At 62.6% G+C, this 23,573-nt stretch carries 21 protein-coding genes and 1 tRNA gene; 3 read left to right on the forward strand and 19 right to left on the reverse strand.

From position 1 onward, the window contains the following. Positions 1-4: 4 nt before the first annotated feature. Positions 5-2,494, reverse strand: a complete 2,490-nt coding sequence (locus J1N50_RS10475; RefSeq protein WP_082665233.1) for a TonB-dependent receptor — start codon at positions 2,492-2,494, stop codon at positions 5-7. A gap of 139 nt (positions 2,495-2,633) precedes the next feature. Here J1N50_RS10475 and J1N50_RS10480 point away from each other — a divergent pair, with 139 nt between their 5' ends. Then, on the forward strand, positions 2,634-3,671 hold the full coding sequence (locus J1N50_RS10480; protein ID WP_235588039.1) for a LacI family DNA-binding transcriptional regulator: 1,038 nt from the start codon (positions 2,634-2,636) through the stop codon (positions 3,669-3,671). A gap of 460 nt (positions 3,672-4,131) precedes the next feature. Here J1N50_RS10480 and J1N50_RS10485 read toward each other — a convergent pair whose 3' ends face one another. The 5 genes from J1N50_RS10485 to J1N50_RS10505 all read right to left on the reverse strand — a co-directional run bounded on the left by J1N50_RS10485 (position 4,132) and on the right by J1N50_RS10505 (position 7,854). Next, complete coding sequence (locus J1N50_RS10485) at positions 4,132-4,320, reverse strand: hypothetical protein (RefSeq protein WP_082665232.1); 189 nt, start codon at positions 4,318-4,320, stop codon at positions 4,132-4,134. A gap of 69 nt (positions 4,321-4,389) precedes the next feature. Next, on the reverse strand, positions 4,390-6,105 hold the full coding sequence (locus J1N50_RS10490) for an ATP-binding protein (protein WP_215353422.1): 1,716 nt from the start codon (positions 6,103-6,105) through the stop codon (positions 4,390-4,392). 80 nt (positions 6,106-6,185) lie between these two features. Next, a complete protein-coding gene (locus J1N50_RS10495; RefSeq protein WP_054588738.1) occupies positions 6,186-6,662 on the reverse strand; it encodes a hypothetical protein in 477 nt (158 codons plus the stop codon). 74 nt (positions 6,663-6,736) lie between these two features. Further along, the gene (locus tag J1N50_RS10500; protein WP_054588739.1) at positions 6,737-7,198 is read right to left on the reverse strand and encodes a hypothetical protein; all 462 of its coding nucleotides are present in this window, start codon (positions 7,196-7,198) and stop codon (positions 6,737-6,739) included. An 11-nt stretch (positions 7,199-7,209) separates the two neighbouring features. Continuing rightward, the gene (locus J1N50_RS10505) at positions 7,210-7,854 is read right to left on the reverse strand and encodes a hypothetical protein (RefSeq protein ID WP_054588740.1); all 645 of its coding nucleotides are present in this window, start codon (positions 7,852-7,854) and stop codon (positions 7,210-7,212) included. 292 nt (positions 7,855-8,146) lie between these two features. On the opposite strand from J1N50_RS10505, the gene J1N50_RS10510 reads away from it, so the two are divergent. Beyond that, positions 8,147-8,338: a hypothetical protein gene (locus tag J1N50_RS10510; protein ID WP_054588741.1), complete on the forward strand. Its 192-nt coding sequence runs from the start codon at positions 8,147-8,149 to the stop codon at positions 8,336-8,338. Between the two features lie 33 nt (positions 8,339-8,371). Here J1N50_RS10510 and J1N50_RS17805 read toward each other — a convergent pair whose 3' ends face one another. The 11 genes from J1N50_RS17805 to J1N50_RS10560 all read right to left on the reverse strand — a co-directional run bounded on the left by J1N50_RS17805 (position 8,372) and on the right by J1N50_RS10560 (position 21,469). Beyond that, a complete protein-coding gene (locus J1N50_RS17805; RefSeq protein WP_246553349.1) occupies positions 8,372-9,049 on the reverse strand; it encodes a DUF5983 family protein in 678 nt (225 codons plus the stop codon). 99 nt (positions 9,050-9,148) lie between these two features. Beyond that, a complete protein-coding gene (locus J1N50_RS10520) occupies positions 9,149-9,412 on the reverse strand; it encodes a hypothetical protein (RefSeq protein WP_058804208.1) in 264 nt (87 codons plus the stop codon). 187 nt (positions 9,413-9,599) lie between these two features. After that, positions 9,600-9,989: a hypothetical protein gene (locus J1N50_RS17810; RefSeq protein ID WP_234715582.1), complete on the reverse strand. Its 390-nt coding sequence runs from the start codon at positions 9,987-9,989 to the stop codon at positions 9,600-9,602. A gap of 56 nt (positions 9,990-10,045) precedes the next feature. Continuing rightward, on the reverse strand, positions 10,046-11,239 hold the full coding sequence (locus J1N50_RS10530; RefSeq protein WP_215353423.1) for a DUF932 domain-containing protein: 1,194 nt from the start codon (positions 11,237-11,239) through the stop codon (positions 10,046-10,048). A gap of 216 nt (positions 11,240-11,455) precedes the next feature. Further along, positions 11,456-12,091: a hypothetical protein gene (locus J1N50_RS10535; protein ID WP_054588744.1), complete on the reverse strand. Its 636-nt coding sequence runs from the start codon at positions 12,089-12,091 to the stop codon at positions 11,456-11,458. 33 nt (positions 12,092-12,124) lie between these two features. Continuing rightward, positions 12,125-12,349, reverse strand: a complete 225-nt coding sequence (locus tag J1N50_RS18085; protein WP_420496811.1) for a zinc finger domain-containing protein — start codon at positions 12,347-12,349, stop codon at positions 12,125-12,127. 50 nt (positions 12,350-12,399) lie between these two features. Next, entirely contained in the window at positions 12,400-13,443 is a 1,044-nt protein-coding gene (locus tag J1N50_RS10540) for a hypothetical protein (protein ID WP_054588745.1), read from the reverse strand. After that, on the reverse strand, positions 13,436-13,918 hold the full coding sequence (locus J1N50_RS10545; protein WP_054588746.1) for a hypothetical protein: 483 nt from the start codon (positions 13,916-13,918) through the stop codon (positions 13,436-13,438). Before J1N50_RS10545 ends, J1N50_RS10540 begins: the two co-directional genes overlap by 8 nt. Before the next feature lie 313 nt (positions 13,919-14,231). Then, the gene (locus J1N50_RS10550) at positions 14,232-18,527 is read right to left on the reverse strand and encodes a strawberry notch-like NTP hydrolase domain-containing protein (protein WP_058804206.1); all 4,296 of its coding nucleotides are present in this window, start codon (positions 18,525-18,527) and stop codon (positions 14,232-14,234) included. Between the two features lie 139 nt (positions 18,528-18,666). After that, a complete protein-coding gene (locus tag J1N50_RS10555; protein WP_054588748.1) occupies positions 18,667-20,688 on the reverse strand; it encodes a ParB/RepB/Spo0J family partition protein in 2,022 nt (673 codons plus the stop codon). A gap of 31 nt (positions 20,689-20,719) precedes the next feature. Continuing rightward, a complete protein-coding gene (locus J1N50_RS10560; RefSeq protein WP_246553350.1) occupies positions 20,720-21,469 on the reverse strand; it encodes a DUF7146 domain-containing protein in 750 nt (249 codons plus the stop codon). Between the two features lie 391 nt (positions 21,470-21,860). On the opposite strand from J1N50_RS10560, the gene J1N50_RS10565 reads away from it, so the two are divergent. Further along, positions 21,861-22,061 (forward strand): MerR family transcriptional regulator, encoded by a 201-nt coding sequence (locus tag J1N50_RS10565; RefSeq protein ID WP_054588750.1) that lies wholly within the window; start codon positions 21,861-21,863, stop codon positions 22,059-22,061. Here the strand turns inward: J1N50_RS10565 and J1N50_RS10570 are convergent. Both J1N50_RS10570 and J1N50_RS10575 read right to left on the reverse strand, forming a co-directional pair. Beyond that, positions 22,058-23,293 (reverse strand): tyrosine-type recombinase/integrase, encoded by a 1,236-nt coding sequence (locus J1N50_RS10570; RefSeq protein WP_054588751.1) that lies wholly within the window; start codon positions 23,291-23,293, stop codon positions 22,058-22,060. The two genes, J1N50_RS10565 and J1N50_RS10570, sit on opposite strands and share 4 nt — an antisense overlap. A 173-nt stretch (positions 23,294-23,466) precedes the next feature. Beyond that, a tRNA-Leu gene (locus tag J1N50_RS10575) sits at positions 23,467-23,553 on the reverse strand. Positions 23,554-23,573 lie beyond the last annotated feature (20 nt).

Raw genomic sequence — 23,573 nt, forward strand, 5'->3', positions numbered from 1 at the left:
GCGCTCAGAAACGATAGCGAAGCTGCACGCCATATTGCGCCGGCTCTCCGTAGATCGAGTTGATGAAACCCGAATTATTATAGCCCGGGTTCGCGGTGACGCGATATTCCTTGTCGAAGATGTTGGTGCCATAGATCGCGGCGTCGATGGGCGCACCGAACATGTTGTTCCACTCGAAGCGCAGGTTGACGAGGCCATAGCCCGCGATCGTGTCGAAAGGCTGTGCCTCCGGGGTCACCCGCTGGCTCGACTGGTAGGTCCAGTTGGCGTTGAACGCCATTTCGCCCACGCCCTCGACCGACGGCAGGTCGATCCGTCCGTTGAGACTGAACTTGTGCTTCGGCACGAAGGAGAAGGGGGTACCCGACAGGTCGCGGCTCGGCTGCGCCGCGGTCAACGCCTGTGGGATCGCCGGGATCGCGATCGAGTCATATTCGAGATATTTTGCCGAATTGTAGGAATAGACCGCGCTGAATGTCAGACCGCGCACCGGCACGAGCTGTCCTTCGAACTCGAGCCCCATGACCCGCGCCTTCTTGGCGTTGGTCAATATGTCGGAGCCCGCGATCGATGCGCGCTGGATCACCTGGATGTCGTTGTACCAGGTATAGAAGGCGGATATGTTCGTGCGCGCCCGCGCGTCGCCGCCGAGGTTCCAATCCTTCTTCACGCCGAGTTCGAGATCGGTCACCTGCTCGGGGCGGACCGCGAACAGCGGATGCTCCTCGCCGAGGAACAGCGATACGATCGGGTTGCTGGCACCCGACTTGTAGCCGCGCCGCGACACGGCATAAAGCAATGTATCGGGGTTTGCCTGCCAGTCGAGACCGAGCTGCCAGGTCGGCCCGTCGCTCTTGCCCTTGAACGTCGGTGTTGTGCAGTTCGGATAATAGAGCGTCGGGAAGCCGCCCGCCGCCACCGCCTTGAACGCGTCGTATACGCAAAGATTGGCATTCAGGCCGACCACCTGCGCCGCTTGCGCCGGAGTGATCACCCCGAGCGTGGCAAGCTGGTTGAATATCTGATAGCTTTGCGGATCCTGATAGGCTTGGATGTCGCCGCCGAAACGATCCCAAGTCCAGCGAAAGCCGGCCGTGGCGGTAAGATCGGGGGTCAGCTTATATTGCATCTGCGCATAGACCGCCTTGCTCCGCCCGTCGACATGCGCGGTGGGTTGCAGGCTGAGCGCCGGCGCGAGCGGCGTCGGCAAGCCGAGCGCGGCCTGCAGCGCGGGCGGCAGGATCAGCGGTCCGCCGCCGAGCAGGCCGAGTTGCTGCATCGGGTTGACGGTCTGGAAGGTCAGCGGCGACGGTGTCTTCTGGTCGAGGAAAAAGCCGCCGGCCTGGATGCGCAAGGTGCCATCGTCGTAACGCAGTTGGAGCTCTTCGGTAATCGTGCGGAGATTGTTGTTATAGCTGCCGGGGTAGGCGCCGAGCAGATCGGCGATCGGCAACGGCGTCGAATCGCGATCGGTCGCGCTCGTCGAGCGGGTGCGGGCATAGCTGAAGATATTCTTCAGTGTGAGCGTGTCCGAAAGATCGAACTCCGTATTGTTGAGCGCAAGAAAAGCCTTCGCGACTTCGCGGGTCGGGACGCTGAGCGCCGTCTCGCGCACACCTCGCGCCTGCTGCGCCAGCAGGTAGGGCTGCAGCAGGGCCGCGTAGGGACGTGCCGGATTGACCGCGAGCAGGATGCTGCCGCCGCCATGCTCCTTCACATCGACATAGCTGACCGCAGTATAGCTGCGGATCGTGTCGGTCGGGTTGAACTGCAGCCCGAAGCGCAGGCTGTAGTTGTTGCGGTTGAGATAGTCGAAACCCGTGACGGCATCGCGGACATAGCCATCGCGCTTGTCGAACTGCCCGGCGACGCGAATCGCCAGCACGTCATCGACCAGCGGAATGTTGAGCGCGCCCTGCCCGCTGCGGCGATTATAATTGCCAAGCGTCAAATCAGCATAGCCTTCGACCACGCCCATCTTCGGGCGCGCTGGTTCGAGCAGCACCGCGCCGCCCGTCGTGTTGCGGCCGAACAACGTCCCCTGCGGTCCCTTCAGCACCTGCAGCGAAGCAAGATCGTAGAAGCTGCCCGGTCCGCTGACGCTCGTCGGCACTTCGGCGAAATAGCCGACGACACCCGGGCCGCTCCCGGTCCCCGGTCCCCCATTGCCCCCCATGCCGCGGATCGAATAGGTTTCCTGGTTGCGAGCGACATCACCGAGCACCGACAGTGACGGCGTATAGTTCTGAAGGTCGGTGCCGGTGTTGACCCCCTTCTCGCGCAAGCCGTCCTGACTGAACGCGGTGATCGCGATCGGCACCTGCTGCGCGCGCTCCTCGAAGCGGCGAGCGGTAACAATGATCTCTTCAAGCCCGCCGCCCGCCGAGTCAGCTTGCGGCGCATCCTGCGCTGCGGCCGACGACGGATTGGCAGCGAGTGCCAACGGTGCCACGCCCCAGCAAAGCGACGTCAAAAATTTGCGCGAGATTGCCATCGATCATCCTCCCCATGACGGACCATATCGCCCGTTCGCGCAATTTGATAGGTTTTTATGAAATGCATTTCAATACAAAGTTTCATAATGGCGACTATTGGCGATTGCGCAGGGCCTGCAGCTGCCATATGAACGCAGAATGGCGCAAAAAAGCAGCGATACGACCACGATGCCGCGCACAACCCGGCCGACGATGGACGACGTCGCGCGCATTGCAAAAGTTTCAAAGCCGACGGTGTCACGGGTGTTGAGCGGAAGCCCGCTGGTCAGCGCGGATACACGCGAGCGTGTGCTGGCGGTCGCACGCGAGCAAGGATATGCGCTCAACCGTCATGCCCAGAAATTGCGGCGCGAACGCGCCAATGCGATCGCGGTCGTGCTCGACTTCGGATCGCATCGGCAAGGCGCGATCGGCGACCCTTTCATTTTCGAGTTGCTCGCCGGGATTTCCGAGGCCCTGTCGGTCCGCGATCTCGACCTGCTGCTATCGCCGTCGGGGCTGGACACGATCGACGGCTTTGTCGATCTTTACCAGTCGCGCGGTGCCGACGGCTTCATCGTGCTCGGCCAAGGCGCGCGCGACGCGCTGCTGCAAAAGGTCGCCCGCAAGGATATTCCCATGGTGGTCTGGGGAGCGGTCAATGAAGCGAGCGCCTACTGCGCGGTCGGAAGCGATAACAGCCTTGGAGGACGCCTGGCCGGTGAACGCTTCCTTTTGCATGATCGCCGCCGCTGGCTGTTCGTCGGAAGCCGCCAGCACGAGGAAATCCGCCTGCGCTTTGAAGGGCTGCAGGAAGCAGCCCGCAAAAATTCGGATGTCGAGATCGATGTTCTGTCGATCGAGTCCATGGCTTTTTCCGCGATTCACGACCAGGCCAACGCCTATCTGAAAACCTGTACCGTCCGCCCCGACGCAGTCTTCGCCTTTTCCGATACCGCAGCGATGGCGGTTATCGGCGCTTTCAGCAAAGAGGGGCATTTGACCCCGCGCGACTATTCGCTCGTCGGCTACAACGACATTCCGCCCGCGGCGCATTTTACTCCGTCGATCACGACCATCGCCCAGCAGACCGGAGTCGCAGGCGCGTTACTGGTGGAGAAACTGATGCAAGCGCTGGACGGTAGCAGGCCCCGATCCGCAATGCTACCAACTCAACTTGTCACTCGGCAGACCTAGCTGGCCGGTCGTCATGGCAGCTTTAAAGCGATGGTCCAAATCGGATAAACGACCGGCATCAGGCGCGTAGCTGCCATCCTCGCGGGGGTAAACGAACGACAGCTTATGGGCAGGCCCGCTGATTTCTCGAATGACCGCGATTAGGCGTATTCTGTTGAAAAACTCGGACGACGCACCTCATCCATGCCTCTTCCGTAATAAACATATAATAAGAACCCAATTGGCGATCCAAAGTTATGTAGCAATTAGAAATGTGCTAATATTTTTACTTGTGTCGAGGCGCCCAAAGCCGTGTGGATAGTTTTTCAACAGAATAAGGCGCATTCCCGACCAAATTCCATCGAAGCTCGACGTCTCGACGCTTGGCTTAGGAATCTGACGGACCGACATGCCTCTTGTGACGTCGTTGACCCGACATAAATGGCACCTACACCAAATGTGTGCCCAGGGAATGTCGGCTTCAGGCTACCCAGACCAGCAGATGTTCACCTAGCGGCGGCAATGTCGGAGAGACACGAAATGGCTGAATCGGCTTGCCGGTGCACACGATGAATTGACCACGACCGGTCGCGCCGCGGAGCTGAATCGCAACGGCATAGGCGTGGTCGAACGAGGCGAGCCGCGTCCGAAGGGGTGACAGGGCGGTCATGGATCACTCCGGCTGTGGGGGTAAGGGTAGAAGCGGACGCAAGGTCGCCAGCCTGTCATGGTCCGAATGCTATGCAGCGGTGGGCTCGGTTTCAGGATCAGCGGCTGCCAGATCGATTAGAACCTTGGCGACATCGGCCTTGAGGGTGAGTGTTCGACCCTCGGGGATCAGCCATTGGACATCGTCGCGGAAGGCCGATCGGATCTGTTCCAGAAGCGCCTCGTCCTTTCCGAGGAGGAGCTTGTTCGCCAGGTTACGCGCATCGCGGATGAAATCGTCATGCTGCCTGCCCCAGCTGTCGCTATCGCAATCCTCGTCATAAGTGAAGACCGCATCCTCGATCAGCTGCGCGAGCGCCTGCGGCGTGACGATTGCGCCCTCCCGGACAAAAACATGTGCTTCGCCGATATGGCTGCTCGCGTTCGCGCAGACGAGCATATCGACGGGAAGGCGAAGCGTGGCGGCGGGTTCATCGAGCCCGGCGCAGCGAACTATCGGAACATTAAGGGTGATCGCAGTCACCCAGCCCGATTCAACATGATCGAGCATCTGGTCGTCGTCGGCATAGTGGAACAGTTCGCCCTCCCGTTCGACCGCAAAGGACAGGCGGGGGACGCGCGGAAGCACATCATACCATCGATAGCCGGCAAATTTGTCTTCAGCGAAGACAGGTCGGAAGCCGAGCTTCTCCTCGGTCAACACCTTCGCCGCGCATTGTTCGATATCGGCCTCGTGCCTGGGGATCAGGATCATTGGGACAGCTTCGACGCGCTCGTCCTCGACGTAGGCATTGCCGTCCGCGGTTCGCGGGCGCCATGCACAGAGCCACGGGCTGGCTTCGGGAAGGCCAACGCCGAGCTCGGTAGCGCGCTTCCAGTCCTTGAACGACAGGCGATGTTGGCCTTTGAGCGCGATGGTCCGGAAAATGGCCGCCTGCACTTCAACCCGCAGATCGGCGAGTGCGGCATTCTCGACCATCTCCTTGCGCGCGGGCAAAACGAGCTGGAGCGAGGGCGCGTCGACGATGTCGATCCGGACCGTCCATTTCCGCCGTGCGTCGATTTCCCCGATGGCGGGCATGCGGCAGGGAACCTTGATGCCATGAAAATTGATGCGCGGATCGCTCGCGATGTCATAGGAATCGCTGAAGATTCCGATCCGGCAGCCATGCCACTCTTCGATCCGGCAGGCGCCCTTGAGGAAATCCTCGCGCGGCAAGACTGCGCCCTGAAATTCGACGGGCAACGGGAAATGCTTCGCCGCTGCTTCGACCCGCGATTGGAGATTGGGCAACCATTCGGCGGGCATGGCAATGACGAGCTGTGTGCCTTTGCGGACCTCGTAGGCTTCGACCGTTAGGGGATTTTCGCCCTGCCAACCGTCCTTGGGAAACGTGACCGTCCATCCGGCATTGGCGGCTCTCGAGAAGGATCGCACAGTAACGCGCTTGCCGGCGAGGCTGAACACACCCATTCCGGCAGGGTCTTCCCGCCGTGCGATCTGGTCGCTCCAGTCAGAGCGGCCCAGCGTCACGAAGGCGGCGGGATCATCGATGCCGGTGCCGTCGTCTGCAATAAAGAGGGCTGGATTGCCTTCATGCTCGCCGAGATCGACGGCGATTCGCTGCGCACCGGCACGGCGGGCATTCTGGAACAGCTCGTTGAGAACGTCGGTGATCGTCCCGTTGAAGAGGCGCGACACCTTAGTGATAAGCTGCTCGCCGACGGAAGGGCGGATTTGAGCGGGAAGCGTCATGGGAATACTCCGGTTGCGCGGCAGCCTCATTGCCGCCGCACGTCCCCGCCTCCTTTCCTCCCGGCCGATGACGATCGGTCGCGAGCGATTGAGTGCGGGCGGCTCAGGCTTCAGGCGGAGCGAAGTGCCTTCTCGGCCGCGGTTTCGACATAGATTTGCCGCGCGCGCCCGCGACGCCGTTTCCGGATGCGGCCCTCAGCATAGGCCTCAGCCCATCGTTGCGCCTCGGCGGCACGCGCTCCGGCGGAGCATTCGTCCGCTTGCTCGAAGATCGTATAGGCGAGCGCATATTGCTCGCGTTCCGGAAGCGCGAGCAGCGCCGAGGCGATGGGCAAGGTGCTTTCGTAGAATTCGAGAGCGTGGCGACCGCCGCCATGGTGCATCAGTATGGCGAGCCGGCCCTTGCTACCGATCCCGGTCGGCCTCGCAATCATCACATCGTGCGAGGCATAGGTGACGGCGCCAAAACCATCGGGTTCCGCCGGATAGAAAATGCGGTTATCACGATGGGGAAGCGGGTGCGCGAGAATCTCATATCTGTCGAAGTTCTCGACTTTCCGGATGTCATTATGTCCGATGACCGTCATCGCAGGCCCTTTCTGCTGGGGTGAAGTAACTATGCCCAGGGCAGGCGCCTTGGGCGGCTCGTCGATGACGGCAATCAGGCAGCCCGGAGGCTGTCGCGCTGACGCAGACCGAGGTCGATAGCTGAGAGGCTTGCGAACCCAGGTTCGACGGCATCAAAGATGCCGGTTAGGTCGTCGAGGTCGGCCCAGACGCAGGCGTCGCCCGGATCAGGATCGAGCTGGAAGACGATCGGTAACGAGTCCGCGGTCATCTCCCGGAAGAAGGTGCGAATGATCAGCCACTCGATCCGGCGTCCGACTGCCCCGACGCGCGAGGCAAGCGCCGTCCGCTCGACAGGGCGCATCGCGAGGTAGCGCTCGGGCGCAATGAGCGGAGCGATCCGAATGCAAGCAATACGACCGGCGACCCCGGGCGCGTGAACGGTGCCGGCGCTCGCGATACGCTCCACCGCAACACCCTCGGCCGGAACCAGCGCGCGATAGACATAATGGGGCAGCGCCCCCGCGATGCGGGAACGCGAGACAATGACTTTCATCGACGTTCTCCTCAAGCGACCAGCCGCATCGGCGGCGTTCCGGGTTCGGCGAGGTGCAGTTCGCGCCGGATGCGCGCGGCGAGGCGGTCAGGCTCGAGCAGTTCGCCGACCGCGGCCCAGTGGTTGCGGTCGCCGCAATAATCCTTCCGCCCGGCGACGCGGCGGAACATCACTTCACGGCCGGATCCGATGCCAAGCCGGAGCTGGACATAGATTTCCTCGGTATGAAGGATGATCTCGCCGCTGACGGCAATACCGCCCTTGATCGATCGAAGATCATAGGTGCCGTCCTCCATGCAAAGGGCCTCGGCAAGCCGCTTCAGGGCCTTTCGGCCGTCGCTATGGAAGAGCTTCTTTGCCTGCTCGTCGTAGCTGACACCCCTATGCGCCAGCACCACGAGTGCGGATTTGCCGCGCATGTCGGCGATGCGGTCCAAGCAGGCGCGCCGAAGCGCGGTGTCGCCGCCGCCCGTGGCGCCCGCAACGGCACCGAGATGCCGCGCGAGCAACAGTACTGCGGGATCGGTTTCGTCGGGATTGCCGGCATTTCGGCAATCCTTGATCGCCGCGATCAGCGCGTGGAGACAGGCCGGCAGCGTCGAGAGTGCCGAAGGATCGAGCGCCTGCTGGAAGCGGAACGCGATATCGTATGACATGGGACAGGTTCCTTCTCCGGACGCCTATTGCGCCCGCCCCTGTCCTTCCCTCTCTCCTCCCATTTCGCAGGGATATTGAAGGCACCCCAAGTGCCCGCAGCCGCGATGTTCCACATCTGTCGATCGATGGCGAGCGGGAGGCAAGCGAGCGGGCGCCCCTCGGGCTCGGGTTCGTGCAGTGCACGTCGTGGCGCTGCAATTCATCGCCGAGAGGAGAATTTGCGCAGCCGACGATCGTCCGAATGTGCTAGATTACGTGCCTGCCCAAAATTGCGTCCCGCGGAGAATGACGATGCGCGAACTGGACGAGGAAGAACGCCATCTATTGCGCGCGCTCGATGGCCCGCTTGCGACCGGCGATCTGATCACGATGGTCAGGGATCTCGGCGAAATCCTGCGCAATCGCGGCCATGTGATCCAGGCCAATGTCGCGGAGCTTGCCGCCGATCGGCTGGAAATGCTCGATGCGCGGTCGCAGGCTTAATGGGAATTACGCCAAACATACCAAGGACCGGCTTCACCAGTCATGCTTCGGCAATGCCTCGACGCTGCCAGCGTCGCAGTCGAACAGGATATGGTCGAAGCCATGTGCACGAGCAAATCTCATCGCGGCAAGAAGATCGGCCGGTAGCTTGGCCTGCGCCGGCTCATCCACCTCGCGCGCCGGAACGAACCATCCGTATATGGTACTCGCAACATTGATCGGCCGGTCGGAGGTTGCCGCCGCGCACCATTCATCAAGCATGGCTGCCGTCGCAGTCGACAGATGCGCCGTGGCAATGACGCAATAGTGCCCGGTTTCGGGGCCCAGTGTCTGCATGTCGGCGAGTAGCGGATCGATATGGACGCGGTCAGTCTTGAGATTCTCGCTCGGATGATCATCGAAATAGATGTCCGCGATCGTTTGATCGTCGAGCGTCGCCGGATCGCGCCCATCTTCGATATCGGACCACCACTCGCGGCAATATTCGGCGACTTCCGCCATCAAGGCTTTCTGAGTCAGCGCGGCATAATGGTTGGTGCCATGCTTATGATCGATTGAACCGATGTGGATGTCGAAGCCCCACGGAATCAATCCCCGCGCAAGGCAATCCTCGAACGCAGCGATATCCTCGATCACCGCGGCGCGGGCAGCGTCATCGAGGTCGGCCGGCGTTTCGATGGCGGCACGGGCACGAGCGAGCAGTTGCGCCAAGGCGCGGATGCCAATGTCAGACATGATATAATCCTGTTCGGCTGATGTGAGCCTGCGCCGGCACTCGGCGAACTACGGCGCTTGGGCATGCTGGATCGATCAAATGACAATCGTTTGATCGATCGCGTCGATAACGCAGCGAATATCAGCTGCAGCCATTTCTAGGCGGCGCAGCGCTTCTTTCCGGCAATCACAGCCCTCGCTCGATGCTAGCTCAGCCATGAGAAAGGCAAAGAGCGGATCGCCCAAATCGTGGGTCTCCTCGATGCTTTCGATGTGGGCAAAGTCGCCTTCACCGTATGCGACGGCGCAAATTCGCTGGAATGGATTCAACATCGTCGGAACCGTTTCGGCAATGGTCATGCTCCCAAAGCAAGAAGGGACATGCCGGGCGTCCGGCATTGATCTCGCGAAGTGATGACCTTCACGAAGGATGAGGCCTGTCGGCGCGTGTCGATGACGTCCACGGAAAGGGAGCCTGGGCCGATATTCGTCGCATTCGGTAGCCAGCGACAGCGCCGTTCGCGCCATCGTGGGGACCGATCGACAATCATATCGGCGCGTCGGGATCGTCCATCGGCCTCGCGGTCGCGGCGCGCGAGAGGTCCGGAATGCGCGGGTCGTTGTAAATGCAGTCGAGCGACATCGACAGCGCGTGGTGCTCCGCCCCCTCGGGTGTCGAAGCATCGATCGTATAGACTGCGCTCGCAAAGCAATCGTCGCCGCTGAAAAATGCGACATCGACAAGGTAGGTAGCGACGACGGCGGTTGAGACCGCGCCTCGGCAATGCCTGTCGATGAGGTCCGCGACGCTCGAACGCAGCCCATCGATGTCAGGGTCAAAATCTTCCCACGTCACATCGTTGGGGCATTCGTCGAGGAGATAGTTGGACATGAGGTCCTGCATCGTATCGAGCAAGCGGTAGCGCGCATCGGTCATGGCGGGTCTCCATGGGAAGGAAGCCGCCGGATCGAACGAACCGGCGGCTTCGGACGTCAGTGGGCGGTTTCGAGAAGCTTGCGGGCCTTGCCCTCGACTTCGAGCCGGCTGTCCTGGTTGGTCCTGGTGCGCGCAAAGGCCGTGATGCCCTGCACGAAATCATAGATCGTCTCAGGCGGGCGGCCCTCTTCATTGAGCACCGTCGCGACGATCTTTGCGGTTTCGGCCTTCGAGAAGCCGCGTTTGCGCAGGAACGTCTCGCGGTCCTCATCCTTGCGGGCGACGATGCGCTCGCGCGCGGTCTTGATGCCGCTCAGGAATGGCATCGGCGAAGAGTCCGCGAAATGCTCGAGCGCGGGCGCTGCTTCATGGGCGAAGCGGTTGGCTGCGAATTTCGAGTGGCGGATCTTCACCTCCTCGAAATTCTCGACGCCCCAGAGGTTGCGGTTCATGCACACGGCGCGCAGATAGAAGGTCGCCATGCCGAGCGTCTTCGCGCCGACCTCGGAGTTCCAGCAGTAGAAGCCGCGGAAATAGAGATCGGGATCGCCATTGGGTAGCTTGCCCGCCTCGATCGGGTGCGTGTCATCGACCAGGAAGATGAAGACGTCGCGGTCGGAGGCATAAAGCGTCGTCGTGTCGCGTGTGACGTCGACATAAGGATTATAGTGCATGCTCGACCAGTCGAGCACGCCGGGGACCTTCCACCGCGTTTGCCCGATGCCGTCGCCGGCGATCTTCATCACCGCTTCCACGAGCTCATAATCCCAGATACGGCCATATTCGGGCCCGGTCGCGGCGCGAAGTTCGGTCCGCCCGTCGTCGGTCTGCAGCAGTTTCACCTGCTCGCCGCGGTGCGCGACGAGGCCGTGCTGAAGATTGATGCCGGCAAGCGCAGCCGGAAGCTCGCGAAGATAGGACGCGGGCGCGCCGACGAGGCTGCAAAGCTGTCCGAATGCCCAGTTCGTCGGCGCAACGGGCCGCTCTTCGTCGGGGACCATCAGCGAGAGTCGCTCGGGGCTATCGCTCCGCGCCTCGACACGGATCGCCTTGCTGTCGACGACGCGCGCGGTTGCCCGGTCGGCGCGGGCGCGAACGACATCATAGAGATCGGTCAGCGAGAGGAAGCGCTCGTCGTCGGGACGCGAGAACCATTCGGACGAAACGCGGCCGATGTTGCGGCCGCGGGAGATATCGACGCGATAGGCGCCGCCGACCGGACGGTCGGCAGCGGGGACAAGATTGGTCATGGGAAATCTCCGGCAAGAGTGGAACGTCGAGCCGGACCGAAATCACTGACCGGCTCGCCCCGTTCCCACCCCCTTCCCTCCCGACCGGCAGTCAGATGGCGTGGTGCGCGCTCGTTTGGTCGGTACCGCGCCGGTTCGCCTTGAGCAGCCCTCAGGCGGTGCAGAACGTGACCGTCTTGCCATCGACGCCCATCAGCGAGGCAAGGAAAGACGTGGTCAGCCGAACGGCTTGCCATTCTCCACGAAGGTGTATCCGTTGGCGGTTATCGCCTCATCTACGGCCTGCTCGGACGTCAGATACTCGAATTCGCTTTCGAGGCGCCGATAGAGCCAGCGGGCAAGGTCGCGCAGTGCTTCGATGATGGTTTCTTCCGCGGGGGAACCGAAGGCGATCCCTTCGCGCTCGACCGCGATGTCCATGCAATATTCATGGTAATAGCGACCGCGGTGGCGAATATCGGCGCTGAGCCGGTAGAAATGCTGGCGCTGGATGTAGCGAAGCGCATCGGCGATCTGGTGAAGCCTGGCATCCTGCGGCGCGTAGACCCGGATGGCTTTCGATGATCTGGGCCGATAGGCGTAGCTGCCGGCAAAGCTGGCGCCGTCTCCCTGGCTGGCAAAGCCCGTGAAGAATATCTGCGGCTCTTCGCGCTTTGTGCCTCCGACATGGGAAACCGGGTTGGTGCGAAGCGTGATACCGAGGATGTCGCAGATCGCCTCGAAGTCGCTGAAGACGAAGTCGTACCAGTCATGGTCGAAGGCGCCCTGACGATACCAGTCGCGCGCCTTGTCCTTAGCGCGCTCGTCCAGTTCGTCGAACTGATAGACGGTGATGGGGATGATTTCGGGCATTGCGGAAACCTCTCCGATTGGCGGCGCCGCGGTTCAATCGAACAGCGGCAGGCCCAGTTGAGGCGAAACGCAGCCGAGACCGCAGAGCCCGAGCGGGCACGGTCCATACTTGCCCTCGCGGTCAGCGAGGATGTCGCGCGAGGTGTGAAATTCGACGAATGGCCCGCTATGCCCACTCGGCCGGCGGCAGCCGACACCTACCGCGGCGTGGCAGTTGGGGCAGACAACCTCGAGAATGGGATCGCGGTGCCGGGACATTGTGCAGCCCGGTTTCTGGCAGAGGGCCTAGCCTTTGACGATGTGCGCCATCACGCCGCCTTCGCCACCTTGGCGAACCGCTCATCGACCTCACTGGGCGTGGCGGCGAACACGGTCCAGTCGCCATAGTAGATGCCGTCATATTCGACATAGTCGTCGAAGATGGTCAGGCGCCAATCACAGAGCGGACCCGCGACGTTGGACAATCCGCGTGCGCACCATTCGGCCATGACCGCCGGGAAGAATCGGTCCATGACATCGGGAGCCGCCGCGAACTTGACGTCGCACATATAGGTCGTGTGCACATAGGCGAGCGGGCCGATCACCGGTCCTTCGCTCCCCCAGTCTTCAAGATTTTCGTCGGGATCCTTGCGGCCGTGATAGAGATGCAGGTAGAGTCCGGGCGCCTCCGGGACAGGCGAGGTCGCGTCGGTGTCCCCGGCAGTATCGTGCGGCTCGCCAAGCACGCGCGCCGCAATCCAGTCCCGATAGCCAAGGCGTGTGTCGTCGTTCGCGATCTGGTATTTCCAATCCGCGAGCGGGTGGGCTGGATACTCGGTCCAGGCATCACGTTCCAGGTGAGGCGGGTCGCTCGGCGCGGACTGCCCGAGCGCCGCCGACAAGGCCTCGCTTGTCGAATGCATCTCGATGCGATCCGCGAAGATGGCGCACCAGCCGCCGCCAAACTCGCCCTCGCGAGGTTTGGAGCAGCTTTCCGACCATTCGAAACCGATAGCGGCGCGAAGAAGGGATTCGGCGCAGCACCGATGGATGACCGTTGCGACCGGGTCGGGCTGGAAGGTTGGCGTGCCATAGATATGCGCGATCTGACCGACCCCGTCGATCGACGCAGTTCCCGCCTCGAAACGGGCACCGAAATCGGGAAAATACGCATCGCAGAATATCGTGCCAAGGCCGCTCCACAGATCATCTTCGTCTTCAGGAGGAAAGAGTTCGAGGATTTTCGGGCTTGGCGCCGGTGCGACGATACCGCTCATCATGTCGCTGGCCGCCCCGAATATCTCCTTGAGCAGCGCCAGCTCGGCATCTGTGCAGGCGAAGCTGAAGCTTGCCTCGAGATAATGTTCAGCCATCGCCATTCTCCCGGCACAAGGACGGGCTTTCGCGGGTTCCGATGGACAAGGGCGGCAGAGCGAAATCGCCCGCTTGAAACCAGGCGTTCGCCGCAGCGATCGAACCAAGGTCGTTCAGCTCTCGTTGATTGAGGACGATCTGGTCAGCGTCATTTACCTCGTAGTGTCGGGGCGCCCGATCGCCCGTATGAACCGCGCGCTCGGGTCCGAATGCGCCGGAACACGCGTCCGAGCGCCGAACGAAGGCGATGCCGTGATTGCAGCAGAAGGCTTCGACACATTCGAACTGACCGCCGATCAGTTCATAGGCACAAACCTCCAGGATATGCCCGTCGGCAATATGGGAAAACTCGATCGAATTCCCTTCCCAATCGGCTTTCCCGCCATCGCATTCGATAGCTTCGAGAAGCGCGGGTATCAGATTGCGAGAAATCGTGCCGCCGATCCGGATCATGGCGGATGCCCGGTCTGCCATGGGAACCTCCATCTTCTTGGTGGTCGGCAGACAATTCCGCCGCCACTCCCCGCTCCACCCCCTTCCCTCCTCCGGAGAATTGCTTTCGCGGGGCGAGCATGGAGGCGCGTAGGTTCCGCGTTTGACGAGCCAAGTTCAGCAAGTCCCCCCTCGTCGAGAAGCTCGAATATGGTGCAATCGGTCGGCAAGGTCGCGGGCGGCATGCTCGCCCGGCTTCCAGCACGGGCATCGCGGTGTCGAAACCGTCGACGAACTGCCGGTCGACCTGCCCATAGGCCCGCGACATGACCCTCTCCCTATGAGAGGTTCGATTTCACTGTGGCGGCTCGGCGATGATGGTGCTCAGGATTTCATCGGCCTTTCCCGCCGGGAGGAAGAGCCGGGTCTTGTATGCAATCACCTCGCTGAACGCGCCGCGCGCTTTCAGCCATTCGCGGTCCTGAGGCCGGAAGTCCCGGATCTCGATCCGGCGGCTGTCGTTCACCATCGCCGACACGAGACGTGCGCCGTGCAGCCCAGGGATCAAGGCGCCGTCGCCATGCCGGGCAGCCTCGATCAGTTCGCCAGGCGTGAGCATGATCGAGGAAGTGAGGCCGAAAGCCGATTGCAGCTTCTCGATCGCCCCGGGCATGACGATGCGGCCGAGGATCGACGTCCCCGCCGCGTCGTCGATCCGCCAGACACGAACGTCGTCCTGCGGCAGTTTGTTCCAGACGGGGAGCAGGAGACCCGTTGCGACACTGATCGTCTCGATATCGACCTTGTCGAGCGCCTCGGTCACTTCGGCTTCCCAGAAGCTCTGGAAGCTCTTGCGGTCGATCTCCTCCCAGTGCGTGTGCGCGAGCCCTGCAAGCTGGATGCGGTTCGAACCTGTCGGGCGGACAAGCTCCATCATCTTGACGGGCCTCCCGTCGTCGTCGGTGATCGACCAGGACGGAACGCAAAGGGCGACGCGCCCGGAACGGCTGTTCCGCAGAGACCGGCCATCCGCGGAACCGCCCCAGATCTTGTCAAGGCGCGCCCACCCCGTGACGCGCGGTTTGAGGTGAAGCTCGAGGCGGAGCAGCCGGGTCTCGGCGCCGGATACCGGATCCTCCCTCAGCACCTGCTGCGAGAGCTCGACGATACGCTCGGCGCGGATCGCCTCGACGCCAAGATCAAGCGTGCCGGCCTCGCGAGCGGCGTCGACGCGGGCCTGGATGAGCCCCATATATTCCTCGAAAATGGCATCCTGGGTCGCGATGCGTAGCGCGAGGATGCGGTTCAGCCAGCGCTGGATCGGCGGCAGCTTGTCGAGCAGGGTTCCATTCTCGTCGACGAGCTTCAGGCCCGTGATAATCTGGAACTTCTCGAGACCGATGCTCGCGAGCTTGCCGGCATGGAGCAGATGATACCATTGGGTCAGCGCTTCGCGAGCATAGCTGCTTTCGAGATTATCCGCGGGGTCGAATAGATTCTGGCCGCCGGTCTGACGCTGGCCGCGCGTGAGCGCGCCGAGGGTATCGAGACGGCGCGCGATGGTGCTGATGAAGCGGCGTTCGCCCTTGCAGGTAGTCGTGACCGGCCGGAACACCGGCGGCTTCCACTGGTACGTCCGATGCGTGCGGCCGAGACCCTGGATCGCGATGTCGGCGCGCCAGCCCGGTTCGAGCAGGAAATGGATGCGCCGCTTGTTCGCGGTCGGACAATCCAGGTCGGCGTGATAGGAGCGCCCGGTGCCGCCCGCTTCCGAGAAGACGAGGATCGGCTTGCGTCCTGACATGAAGGCGTCGGTCTCGGCGATATTGGAACTGGCGCTGCGGCGCTCGAGCTTCTGTCGGCCTTGCCCGTCAATGACAACGCGACGGCTGCGGCCAGTGACTTCTGCGACCGCGTCGGTTCCGAAATGCGCGATAAGGAAGTCGAGCGCGGCCGGGACCGGCGGCATCGAACAGAGGCTTTCGACCAGATTATCGCGCGCCTCGACCGCTTCCTGGCAGAGGACAGCATTGCCGTCGCCATCGTGCATCGGCTCGGAGCGCAATGCTCCGTCGGATGAGCGAAAGGCGCGCATCTGACGCGTCGGGAAGGCTGTCTTCAGATAATCGATCAGCGTATCGAGCGGCGAGACGTCGATCGCGAGGTTGGCGCGTTCGTCAGGCGAAAGGCCCGCAAGGCGGCGCTCGAGGATCGCCTCGGCCGTGCTGGTCAATTGCACGACGGCGACATGGCCTGCTGCCAGCTCCTCCTCGATCGAACGAACGACGGTCGGCATTTTCATCGCGATCAGCACTTGGGAGAAGAAGCGCTGCTTGGCGCTCTCGAACCGGCTGAGCGCCGATCCCTTGGCCATGGCATTCATCGTCTCGCCCGACATGCGGTCGACAATGTTCGACGCCTTCAGCACCTCGTCGAGGTTCTGGTGAACGATCGCCCAGGCGTCGGCATAGGCATCGTAGATCTCTATCTGGTCGGGCGTCAGCCGATGCTCGAGCGGGTCATATTCTACGCCGGCGAAACTGAGCGCACGCGCCGTGTAGAGACCCATGGACTTGAGGTCGCGGGCGACGATTTCCATCGCCGCGATACCGCCGTCGGTCATCGCAGCGAGAAAAGCGTCGCGGTTCACGAAGGCCGTGTCGGGCCCCCAAAGCCCGAGCCGCGAGGCATAACTCAGATTCTCGGGCTTGGTGGCGCCGGTGGCCGATTCATAGACCACCCGGGCGCGCGGCAGTGCGTTCTGCAGGCGCACTCCGGCCAATCCCTGTTCAGACCCCTTGGCCTGGCGATATTCGTCTTTGGTGCCCGCCGCATTGCCCATCGAATGGGATTCGTCGAACAGGATCACGCCCTCGAAAGTGCCTTCCGCCCATTGGAGGATCTGCTGGAGACGTGAGCATTGATCGTGACGCTGCGAGCGGAGCGTCGCATAGGTGAGGAAGAGGATGCCGCTCGCCATGCCGATCGACTGCCCAAGCGGAAAGGCATCGAGCGGCTGGATGTCGATCGGAAGGCCGCCGAGCGCGGTCCAGTCGCGGCGCGCGTCTTCAAGGAGCGTCGCGCCCTTCGATATCCAGACGGCGCGGCGGTTGCCGCAGTTCCACTGGTCGCGGATGATAGCGGCGCCCTCGCGGCCCTTGCCGACGCCGGTGCCGTCGCCGATGAAGAAACCCATGCGATAGGCGTGCCCGTCGGCATCCTCGCGGAGTTGGTCGCCCGCCTCGTTGGGCACGAATCGGCCCGGCAGGTCGCGCGAGAAGGCATCGCCAGCATAGATGATCGCTTCGAGTTGGGCGTCGGACAGCGCGCTGCTTGCCCGCTTCTGGAAGAGCGGCCGATATCGCGGGATCGGCGGCAGCACCGACGCCATGGCAAGCGATTCCACGAGATTGTCCGGATGCGGCGTCGCGCCCGGTATATCGATGCGCGCAAGCCGCCAGGGAGCGTAGATGCCGACCGGATCGCCGACCGGAAGCGGCGCGTCGCGAACCGAGTAAGCAAGCGGCTCGGCGCGATCGTCCTTCGCGGCGATCCGCGACGGCGCGATGACCTTGGGGCTCGCGAGCCCGGAAAAGAGCGATGCCGATCCGGATTTGAGCGCCGGACGGAACGGGATCACCGCCGGGGTGGCCGGGGGCGGCTCATCGGACGATCCCAATCGCGGCGGGAGCGCGAGCACGATGGGCAGCGCCGCCTCGATCGAGTCGACGGTGTGGCGTTCGGTCTCGCCGATCCAGCCCTTGTCGAAGACGATCAGCCGAACGGCGATGCCGGTGCCATGCTTGACGTACGGGCGGCCGAGAATGGTGATCTCAACGCGCGGACGTCCGATCTCGGCGACCGAGACATAGCCGCGGGCACCGCTGCCGTCGTGCGCGAATCCCGGCGACATAATCGCAACGCAGCGTCCGCCGTCGGCAAGACGGAGGAGCGCGGAGCGAAGGTGGCGAGCGCCGGCATGGCGATCCTCGCCGCGGCCTTCGCTACGGCTGAAGGGCGGATTGATCAGGACGACGGTCGGACGGACATCCGGCGGCAGCCGGTCGTGAATGAATTCGGCATCGTGTGTGGTGACGTCGCTGTTCGTCACGAGAGCGAGCAGTGCGGCGCGGCAGGCATCGCGTTCGTTGAGCGTTACGGAGGCGCCCGTGGCGATCGCGCGGGCGGCGAGCATGCCGATGCCCGCCGACGGTTCGAGCACATGGTCGTCGGCCGTAATCGCCGCTGCACGTGTCGCTAGCCAGCCCAGCGCGTCTGGCGTGCTGAACTGTTGCATCTCGACTTGATGCTCGCTGCGATAGGTCTGCGTTGGTAGCGCCTTCTCGAATGCAAGAATGGCTGCGAAGGCATCTTCGGGCGGGCAGTCCGGGTTCTGGTCTTCACCGAGCGACAACATGTTCGAAGCCTGCGCCGCTTCGAGCGCATCATAGGCGTCGCGCATCGACCAGTGTCCGTCGGCATCGGATCCGCCGAACGCCTCCGACATGAGCCCTTTGAGCAGCGAACGGGTGACCGAATGCGGGTCGGCGAGCCGGGATTGCAGAGCCCGCGCTACGCCGTGAAGACGCTCGGCCTTTTCCCGGGCGCTGGAATCAGGGGTCTCGGCGAGATTGAGAAGCGGAAGGGTCATGGAAGATCTCCTGAACGGGCTCCGGGGCACCTGCCCCCGCCGCACACAGCCCTCCCCCCTCTCCTCCAGGGTGGAAGGCGGCATGAAAAAGGGGCCGCGACGCGTGGTCACGGCCCCAATCGAGGTCGGCTTTGCCGGGTCAGGCCGCGTCGGCGATCGGTTCGTCCTCGTCGCCATCACCGACCGCTTCGTCGTCGAACGTTATTTCGGCGGCATCAGCAGGCTCCAGGTCGGCATCGTCGTTCGCCAGCGCAGCGACGGGATGCTCGAAGCGCATCGCGTCGGGAAGCCAGGCGAGCGCCTTTTCCTTGACGTCGGCTTCCACGATGATGTTGCCCGCGAAGAGCTGTTCGGCCGAGGATGCAAGGAGATCCTTCTTTGACGCGCCATAGCGTTGGCCGAGTTCGCTGCCGCCAATTTCCGCGAACAGGTCGAGGATCGTCGTCTTGGTGAGCCGCTTGAAGTAATTCTTCGCGGTCGGTCGCCACCAGGCGGCGACATCGATCCCGAGCTTGCAGCCGAGATGGTCGACGAAATCGCTGCCGGTCGTCTTGGCGGGCACGGCGTGGATCGTACGGGCGATCGCCCAACCCAGCCATGCCGCGCGTGCTTCCTCACCAAGCGCACAGAAGGCATCGTAGCGGCCAGTGACACCGGCATCGGGGTCGATCCAGCTCCGATCGAGTCCGGCTTCGAGCTTAGCCCATTCCTCGGCCGCCGTCGTGCCGCTCTCGAACCCGATGACGCGCGACGGCGCCGCATCGGCCCTCAGTTCGCTCGCGAGATCGCTCGCCCCGTAACGCCGCTGCGCGGCATCGACCATCACGAACGTCCCGAGATCGAGCGCGAACCGCGGGTCGCTGGCGACATGGACGCGGAGCAGTTCCGCCTTCATCGTTGCGAGTTCGTCAGCAAGCCGCTGGCTGATCGCGGGTTTGCCTGATGCTCCGCCAGGAGCCGCATCGTCGCGGTCATCGTCCGAGTCATCGGTTTCGCTCATCGCTTCGGGGGTTCGGTAGACCTGATGATGAACCCGGGGCTGGCCATCCTCACCGAGGACGACGAAGGCGAGCGCCGAGGCCTTCTGGTCATCGGACAACACCGGCGGACGATTCTGGATTTCACGGAGTTCGGATTCCAGATCGCGATAACGCTGTTCGTCATCATCGGTGATGCCGTCGTCGCTTTCGTTCGCGGCTTCGCCGATGATGGTCATTTCGGCCTCGATCTCGGCGCAGCGCGCTTCATCCTCTGCCGTGGGTGGCGGAATCTCTCCGCGAACCGGGCTCAGACCGTCAAGCTCGATGTAGGAGACGCGCGTCGTCGGCAGCGCACGGATTTCGCCAAAACCCTCACGTTCGCGGATAGCCTCGGCTTCGACCGCGAGTTTTTCATCCGTCAGCCGGTCGAGTATGTCACCGTCGATCCAGTTTTCGGACGCGCTGTCGGAGAAGAGGTCGGAGTCGATCCGTCCGCCCGCTTCGAGATAAGCTTCGCGGCCGACAAGCAGCGCCTTGGGGTCACCGCCGCGATAGCTGCCGGAGGCGAGCTCGCGCCGGATGGTGTAGACGTCGTCCCCGTAATAGCTGTCCTGATACTGCTCGAACACACGGGCCTGACGAACGGTGTCGGACGTGCTGCCATAGGCCTTGGCGACCTCGAGCGTGATGTCGCCCTTGCGGAGCGCCTCGAAGATCGTCTCGTGAAGATCGGCGAGACGAACGCGCCCGAGCACGAAACGCTCGGTCTTGCCGAACCGCGCGGCAACCTGCGCGGGGGTTTTGCCTTCCTTCTCGATCATATTCTTGAAGGCCGTGCATTCATCGGCGGCGGTCATCGGCAGCTTCTGGTTTTCAGCGAGGCTGAGCTCGATGGCGTTTTTCGCGTCCGGCATCACCATAACCGGCACGCAGAAGTCTTCGGGAAGCTGGCCCTTTTCGATCAGGGCATGAACCCGCGCGAGACGCCGGCCGCCGCCGAAAATGCTGTAGCTGTCCTTCTTGCGTTTTATTGCGGTGCCAATCAGGTTCTGGAGCACGAAGCCGGCTTGGCCGATCATCGCTTCCAGTTCGGCGTCGGCGTCGGAGTCGCTTTCCGTTCGGACATTCAGCGGGGAAGCGACGCAGTTACGCGCAAGCGCGTATACGATCGGATATGTCATAGTCCGTCTCCTGGCGGCGGAGGCCCGACCATCAGGCCACTCGGCGCCGCCAGTCCCCCACCCCCTTCCCTCCTTCCCGTAGGACATCGTTCCAGTCGTTCCGCCCGTGCCACGGCCAGATCGTGCCGATCTGCCGCCCGGGTGCCGTATAGGCCTCGGTTGCAAGCGGCACGGCCAAGCGTCCCGCATTGTCATTGTCGGGGAGCAGGATGAGGCGGTTCACGGATTTCGGGATGGCAACATGGGGGAGGCGTTCATTGCCGAGCGTCGCCCAGACCGGGATGCCGAGCAGAATCATCGCCGAAACCGCTGTCTCGACACCTTCGGCAATCCCAAGCGTCTCGGTGGCGGAAGCGAGCCGAACAGCACCGGCGCAGGGGTTGCCTAGCAGGCGTCGAGGATGGCGAAGGTCGCGTGCACGCCGCCCGCGGGCATCGAGAAAGGTCCTCTGGACGGCGAGCAGACCGGAATCGTCGGTAACGGCGGCGAGCATCGCCGGGCGAAACCGTGCCGCCTTGCCCTTGCCGAGCGGAGTTCGGTCGCAGAAGCGCAAAGAGTCGAGCGCGATGTGAATCGACCGATTGCGTAGGTAGGTCTCGGCGATAGTCCAATTTATCGGCCGTCCGACCCTCCAAAGATCGAAGGCGCGCTTTTGCAGCCATCGGTCGAGCTTGAACTGCTTGGCGATTCCATTGCCCTTTGCGCCCAAGGCATTCGGATCGAGCCGCCGAATGGCGCGCAGCACGTCGCGCGTGTCGCAGCCGGCAAAGCATTTGAACAAGAGTCGGGTGTCGCCAACGCGAACCGATAGGCTCGGCGTTCGGTCATCGTGGGCTGGGCAGCGACACATTCCAGTCGACCCCTGCCAGAAACCGCCAAGGCCCCTGACCAGTGCGGCCCCGGCAGCCTCCAATTCGGAATCATGGAGAGTCGAAAGGACAACAGACATTGGAATTCTCGCAATCAGATCAGACTTCGCTCAAGCTCCCCCTCTCTCCTGCCGTGCTTTTCGCGGCCACCTGGTGACGAAGTCACGCGGCGCGGCGACACCGCTCAACGGCACGATCCTGCCCTGATTATTGTGAGGTGGCGTAGCAACCGGCACGCTTGCGATGGCGAATGCTGCGTTGGAACCGCGCTCGCGACATTGATCCATCCCGAGGACAAGGAAAATGCAGGATCTCGATTTGTCACGGTCCGAAATCGTCTTCATGGAGCCATTGACCGTGCGGATTCCGACCGCAGTCGAACTGACAGGGCTCAGTCGGTCAAGAATCTACGAGTTGATCGTGTCCGGCGACCTTGAGGTCGTCAAAGTCGGCCGGTCCACGCTGGTCCTCTATACGAGCCTCAAGGCCCTGATCGGCCGCTAGGCGGTCGAGGTCGCACTCTTGCCGAAGGCGGGGCGCAGAATTTGCGCCCCATCGCGCAGCTCGTCGAGATAATCGGACCAATGCTGCATCATGCGAACACGTTCGTCCCAATATTCGCCGCGGGTGTAGACCCGGCGCGTCGCATTGGCATCGAGATGTGCCAGTTGCCTTTCGATCGCATCCGGGTGCCACATTCCCATCTGATTGAGGAGAGTGGCGGCCGTCGCGCGGAATCCATGAGCCGTCATCTCCTCACGGCTGTAGCCCAGCCGCCGAAGCGCGGCGCTGACAGTATTCTCCGACATGCAACGGCGGGGCGTCCGAAAGGACGGAAAGAGGTATCTCCCATGGCCGGTAAGGGCGTGGAGCTCTTCGAGCATCGCAAGAACTTGCCGTGACAGGGGGACGCAAAGCGAGCGGCGCATTTTCATCTTTTCTGCCGGGATCGACCAGACGGCATCATGGGAATCAATCTCCGCCCATTCTGCCTGGCGCAGTTCGCCCGGTCTGACGAAAAGATGCGGCGTCAATCGAAGCGCGACCGCGGTGAGCTCGTGACCAGCGTAGCCATCGATCGCGCGGAGCAGCGCGCCGACTTCCTTCGGGGCCGTGATGGCGGCGTGGTGCTTCACCTTCGGAGTGATCAGCGCACCACGGAGATCGGCCGCCAGATCGCGGTCGGCCCTTGCGGTCGCAATGGCGTAGCGGAACACTCGGCTAATCACGCTCCGCATGCGCCGCGCGCTTTCATATCGGCCGTTCGCCTCGACTTTACGGAGAACGGCCAGGATTTCCTGCGCGGTGAGTTTCGATATCGGGCGACTGCCGATCATCGGTTCGGCGATGTCGAGGAGCCATCGCACCTTCCGAAGCGTGACTGGCGCGCGCTCTTCTCGTTCGATTTTCACCAGCCATTCCTCGGCGATCGCCTTGAACGTATTGTCCTGCGCGATCTTCTGGGTGATCCGCGCGACCTTCTTCTCCGCTGCGGGATCAAGCCCGGCGACAAGCTTCTTGCGCGCCTCGTCGCGAAGTTCCCGAGCGGACGCGATGCCGACATCGGGCCACGACCCGAAATACAGCGTCTTTTGCCGTTCGAGATAGCGATAGTTCATTCGCCAGACTTTTGCGCCGCTCGGCCTGACCACGAGGTACAGGGCGTCGGCGTCAGCCATTTTATAGGCTTTTTCCTTGGGCTTAGCGTTCGAAATCTGGATGTGGGTAAGCGACATGATGGTTTCACCTTCGATAGGCTGACCGAAACCATCAAAAACACCATCAAAGCTGATGGTACGCTGATGGTTCCGGCTGGATCAGCCTGGATTCCACTCAGCGAGTCTCATCGAAAAAGCGGTGAGAAACCAGCCGCTTACTGGACGTCCTCGGACATTCCGAGGAGAACAGATGGTGCCCAGAAGAGGACTCGAACCTCCACGACCTTGCGATCGCCAGCACCTGAAGCTGGTGCGTCTACCAATTCCGCCATCTGGGCACGGGGTAGGAGCGGGCGCT

The organism is Sphingopyxis soli, assembly GCF_018682675.1.
In the GTDB taxonomy this organism is placed as follows: domain Bacteria; phylum Pseudomonadota; class Alphaproteobacteria; order Sphingomonadales; family Sphingomonadaceae; genus Sphingopyxis; species Sphingopyxis soli.

Bases quoted from the DNA above. Each gene is read 5' to 3' on its own strand.
- J1N50_RS10475 (WP_082665233.1), bottom strand. From the start codon at position 2,494: ATGGCAATCTCGCGCAAATTTTTGACGTCGCTTTGCTGGGGCGTGGCA.
- J1N50_RS10480 (WP_235588039.1), top strand. From the start codon at position 2,634: ATGGCGCAAAAAAGCAGCGATACGACCACGATGCCGCGCACAACCCGG.
- J1N50_RS10485 (WP_082665232.1), bottom strand. From the start codon at position 4,320: ATGACCGCCCTGTCACCCCTTCGGACGCGGCTCGCCTCGTTCGACCAC.
- J1N50_RS10490 (WP_215353422.1), bottom strand. From the start codon at position 6,105: ATGAGGCTGCCGCGCAACCGGAGTATTCCCATGACGCTTCCCGCTCAA.
- J1N50_RS10495 (WP_054588738.1), bottom strand. From the start codon at position 6,662: ATGACGGTCATCGGACATAATGACATCCGGAAAGTCGAGAACTTCGAC.
- J1N50_RS10500 (WP_054588739.1), bottom strand. From the start codon at position 7,198: ATGAAAGTCATTGTCTCGCGTTCCCGCATCGCGGGGGCGCTGCCCCAT.
- J1N50_RS10505 (WP_054588740.1), bottom strand. From the start codon at position 7,854: ATGTCATACGATATCGCGTTCCGCTTCCAGCAGGCGCTCGATCCTTCG.
- J1N50_RS10510 (WP_054588741.1), top strand. From the start codon at position 8,147: ATGCGCGAACTGGACGAGGAAGAACGCCATCTATTGCGCGCGCTCGAT.
- J1N50_RS10520 (WP_058804208.1), bottom strand. From the start codon at position 9,412: ATGACCATTGCCGAAACGGTTCCGACGATGTTGAATCCATTCCAGCGA.
- J1N50_RS17810 (WP_234715582.1), bottom strand. From the start codon at position 9,989: ATGACCGATGCGCGCTACCGCTTGCTCGATACGATGCAGGACCTCATG.
- J1N50_RS10530 (WP_215353423.1), bottom strand. From the start codon at position 11,239: ATGACCAATCTTGTCCCCGCTGCCGACCGTCCGGTCGGCGGCGCCTAT.
- J1N50_RS10535 (WP_054588744.1), bottom strand. From the start codon at position 12,091: ATGCCCGAAATCATCCCCATCACCGTCTATCAGTTCGACGAACTGGAC.
- J1N50_RS18085 (WP_420496811.1), bottom strand. From the start codon at position 12,349: ATGTCCCGGCACCGCGATCCCATTCTCGAGGTTGTCTGCCCCAACTGC.
- J1N50_RS10540 (WP_054588745.1), bottom strand. From the start codon at position 13,443: ATGGCTGAACATTATCTCGAGGCAAGCTTCAGCTTCGCCTGCACAGAT.
- J1N50_RS10545 (WP_054588746.1), bottom strand. From the start codon at position 13,918: ATGGCAGACCGGGCATCCGCCATGATCCGGATCGGCGGCACGATTTCT.
- J1N50_RS10550 (WP_058804206.1), bottom strand. From the start codon at position 18,527: ATGACCCTTCCGCTTCTCAATCTCGCCGAGACCCCTGATTCCAGCGCC.
- J1N50_RS10555 (WP_054588748.1), bottom strand. From the start codon at position 20,688: ATGACATATCCGATCGTATACGCGCTTGCGCGTAACTGCGTCGCTTCC.
- J1N50_RS10565 (WP_054588750.1), top strand. From the start codon at position 21,861: ATGCAGGATCTCGATTTGTCACGGTCCGAAATCGTCTTCATGGAGCCA.
- J1N50_RS10570 (WP_054588751.1), bottom strand. From the start codon at position 23,293: ATGTCGCTTACCCACATCCAGATTTCGAACGCTAAGCCCAAGGAAAAA.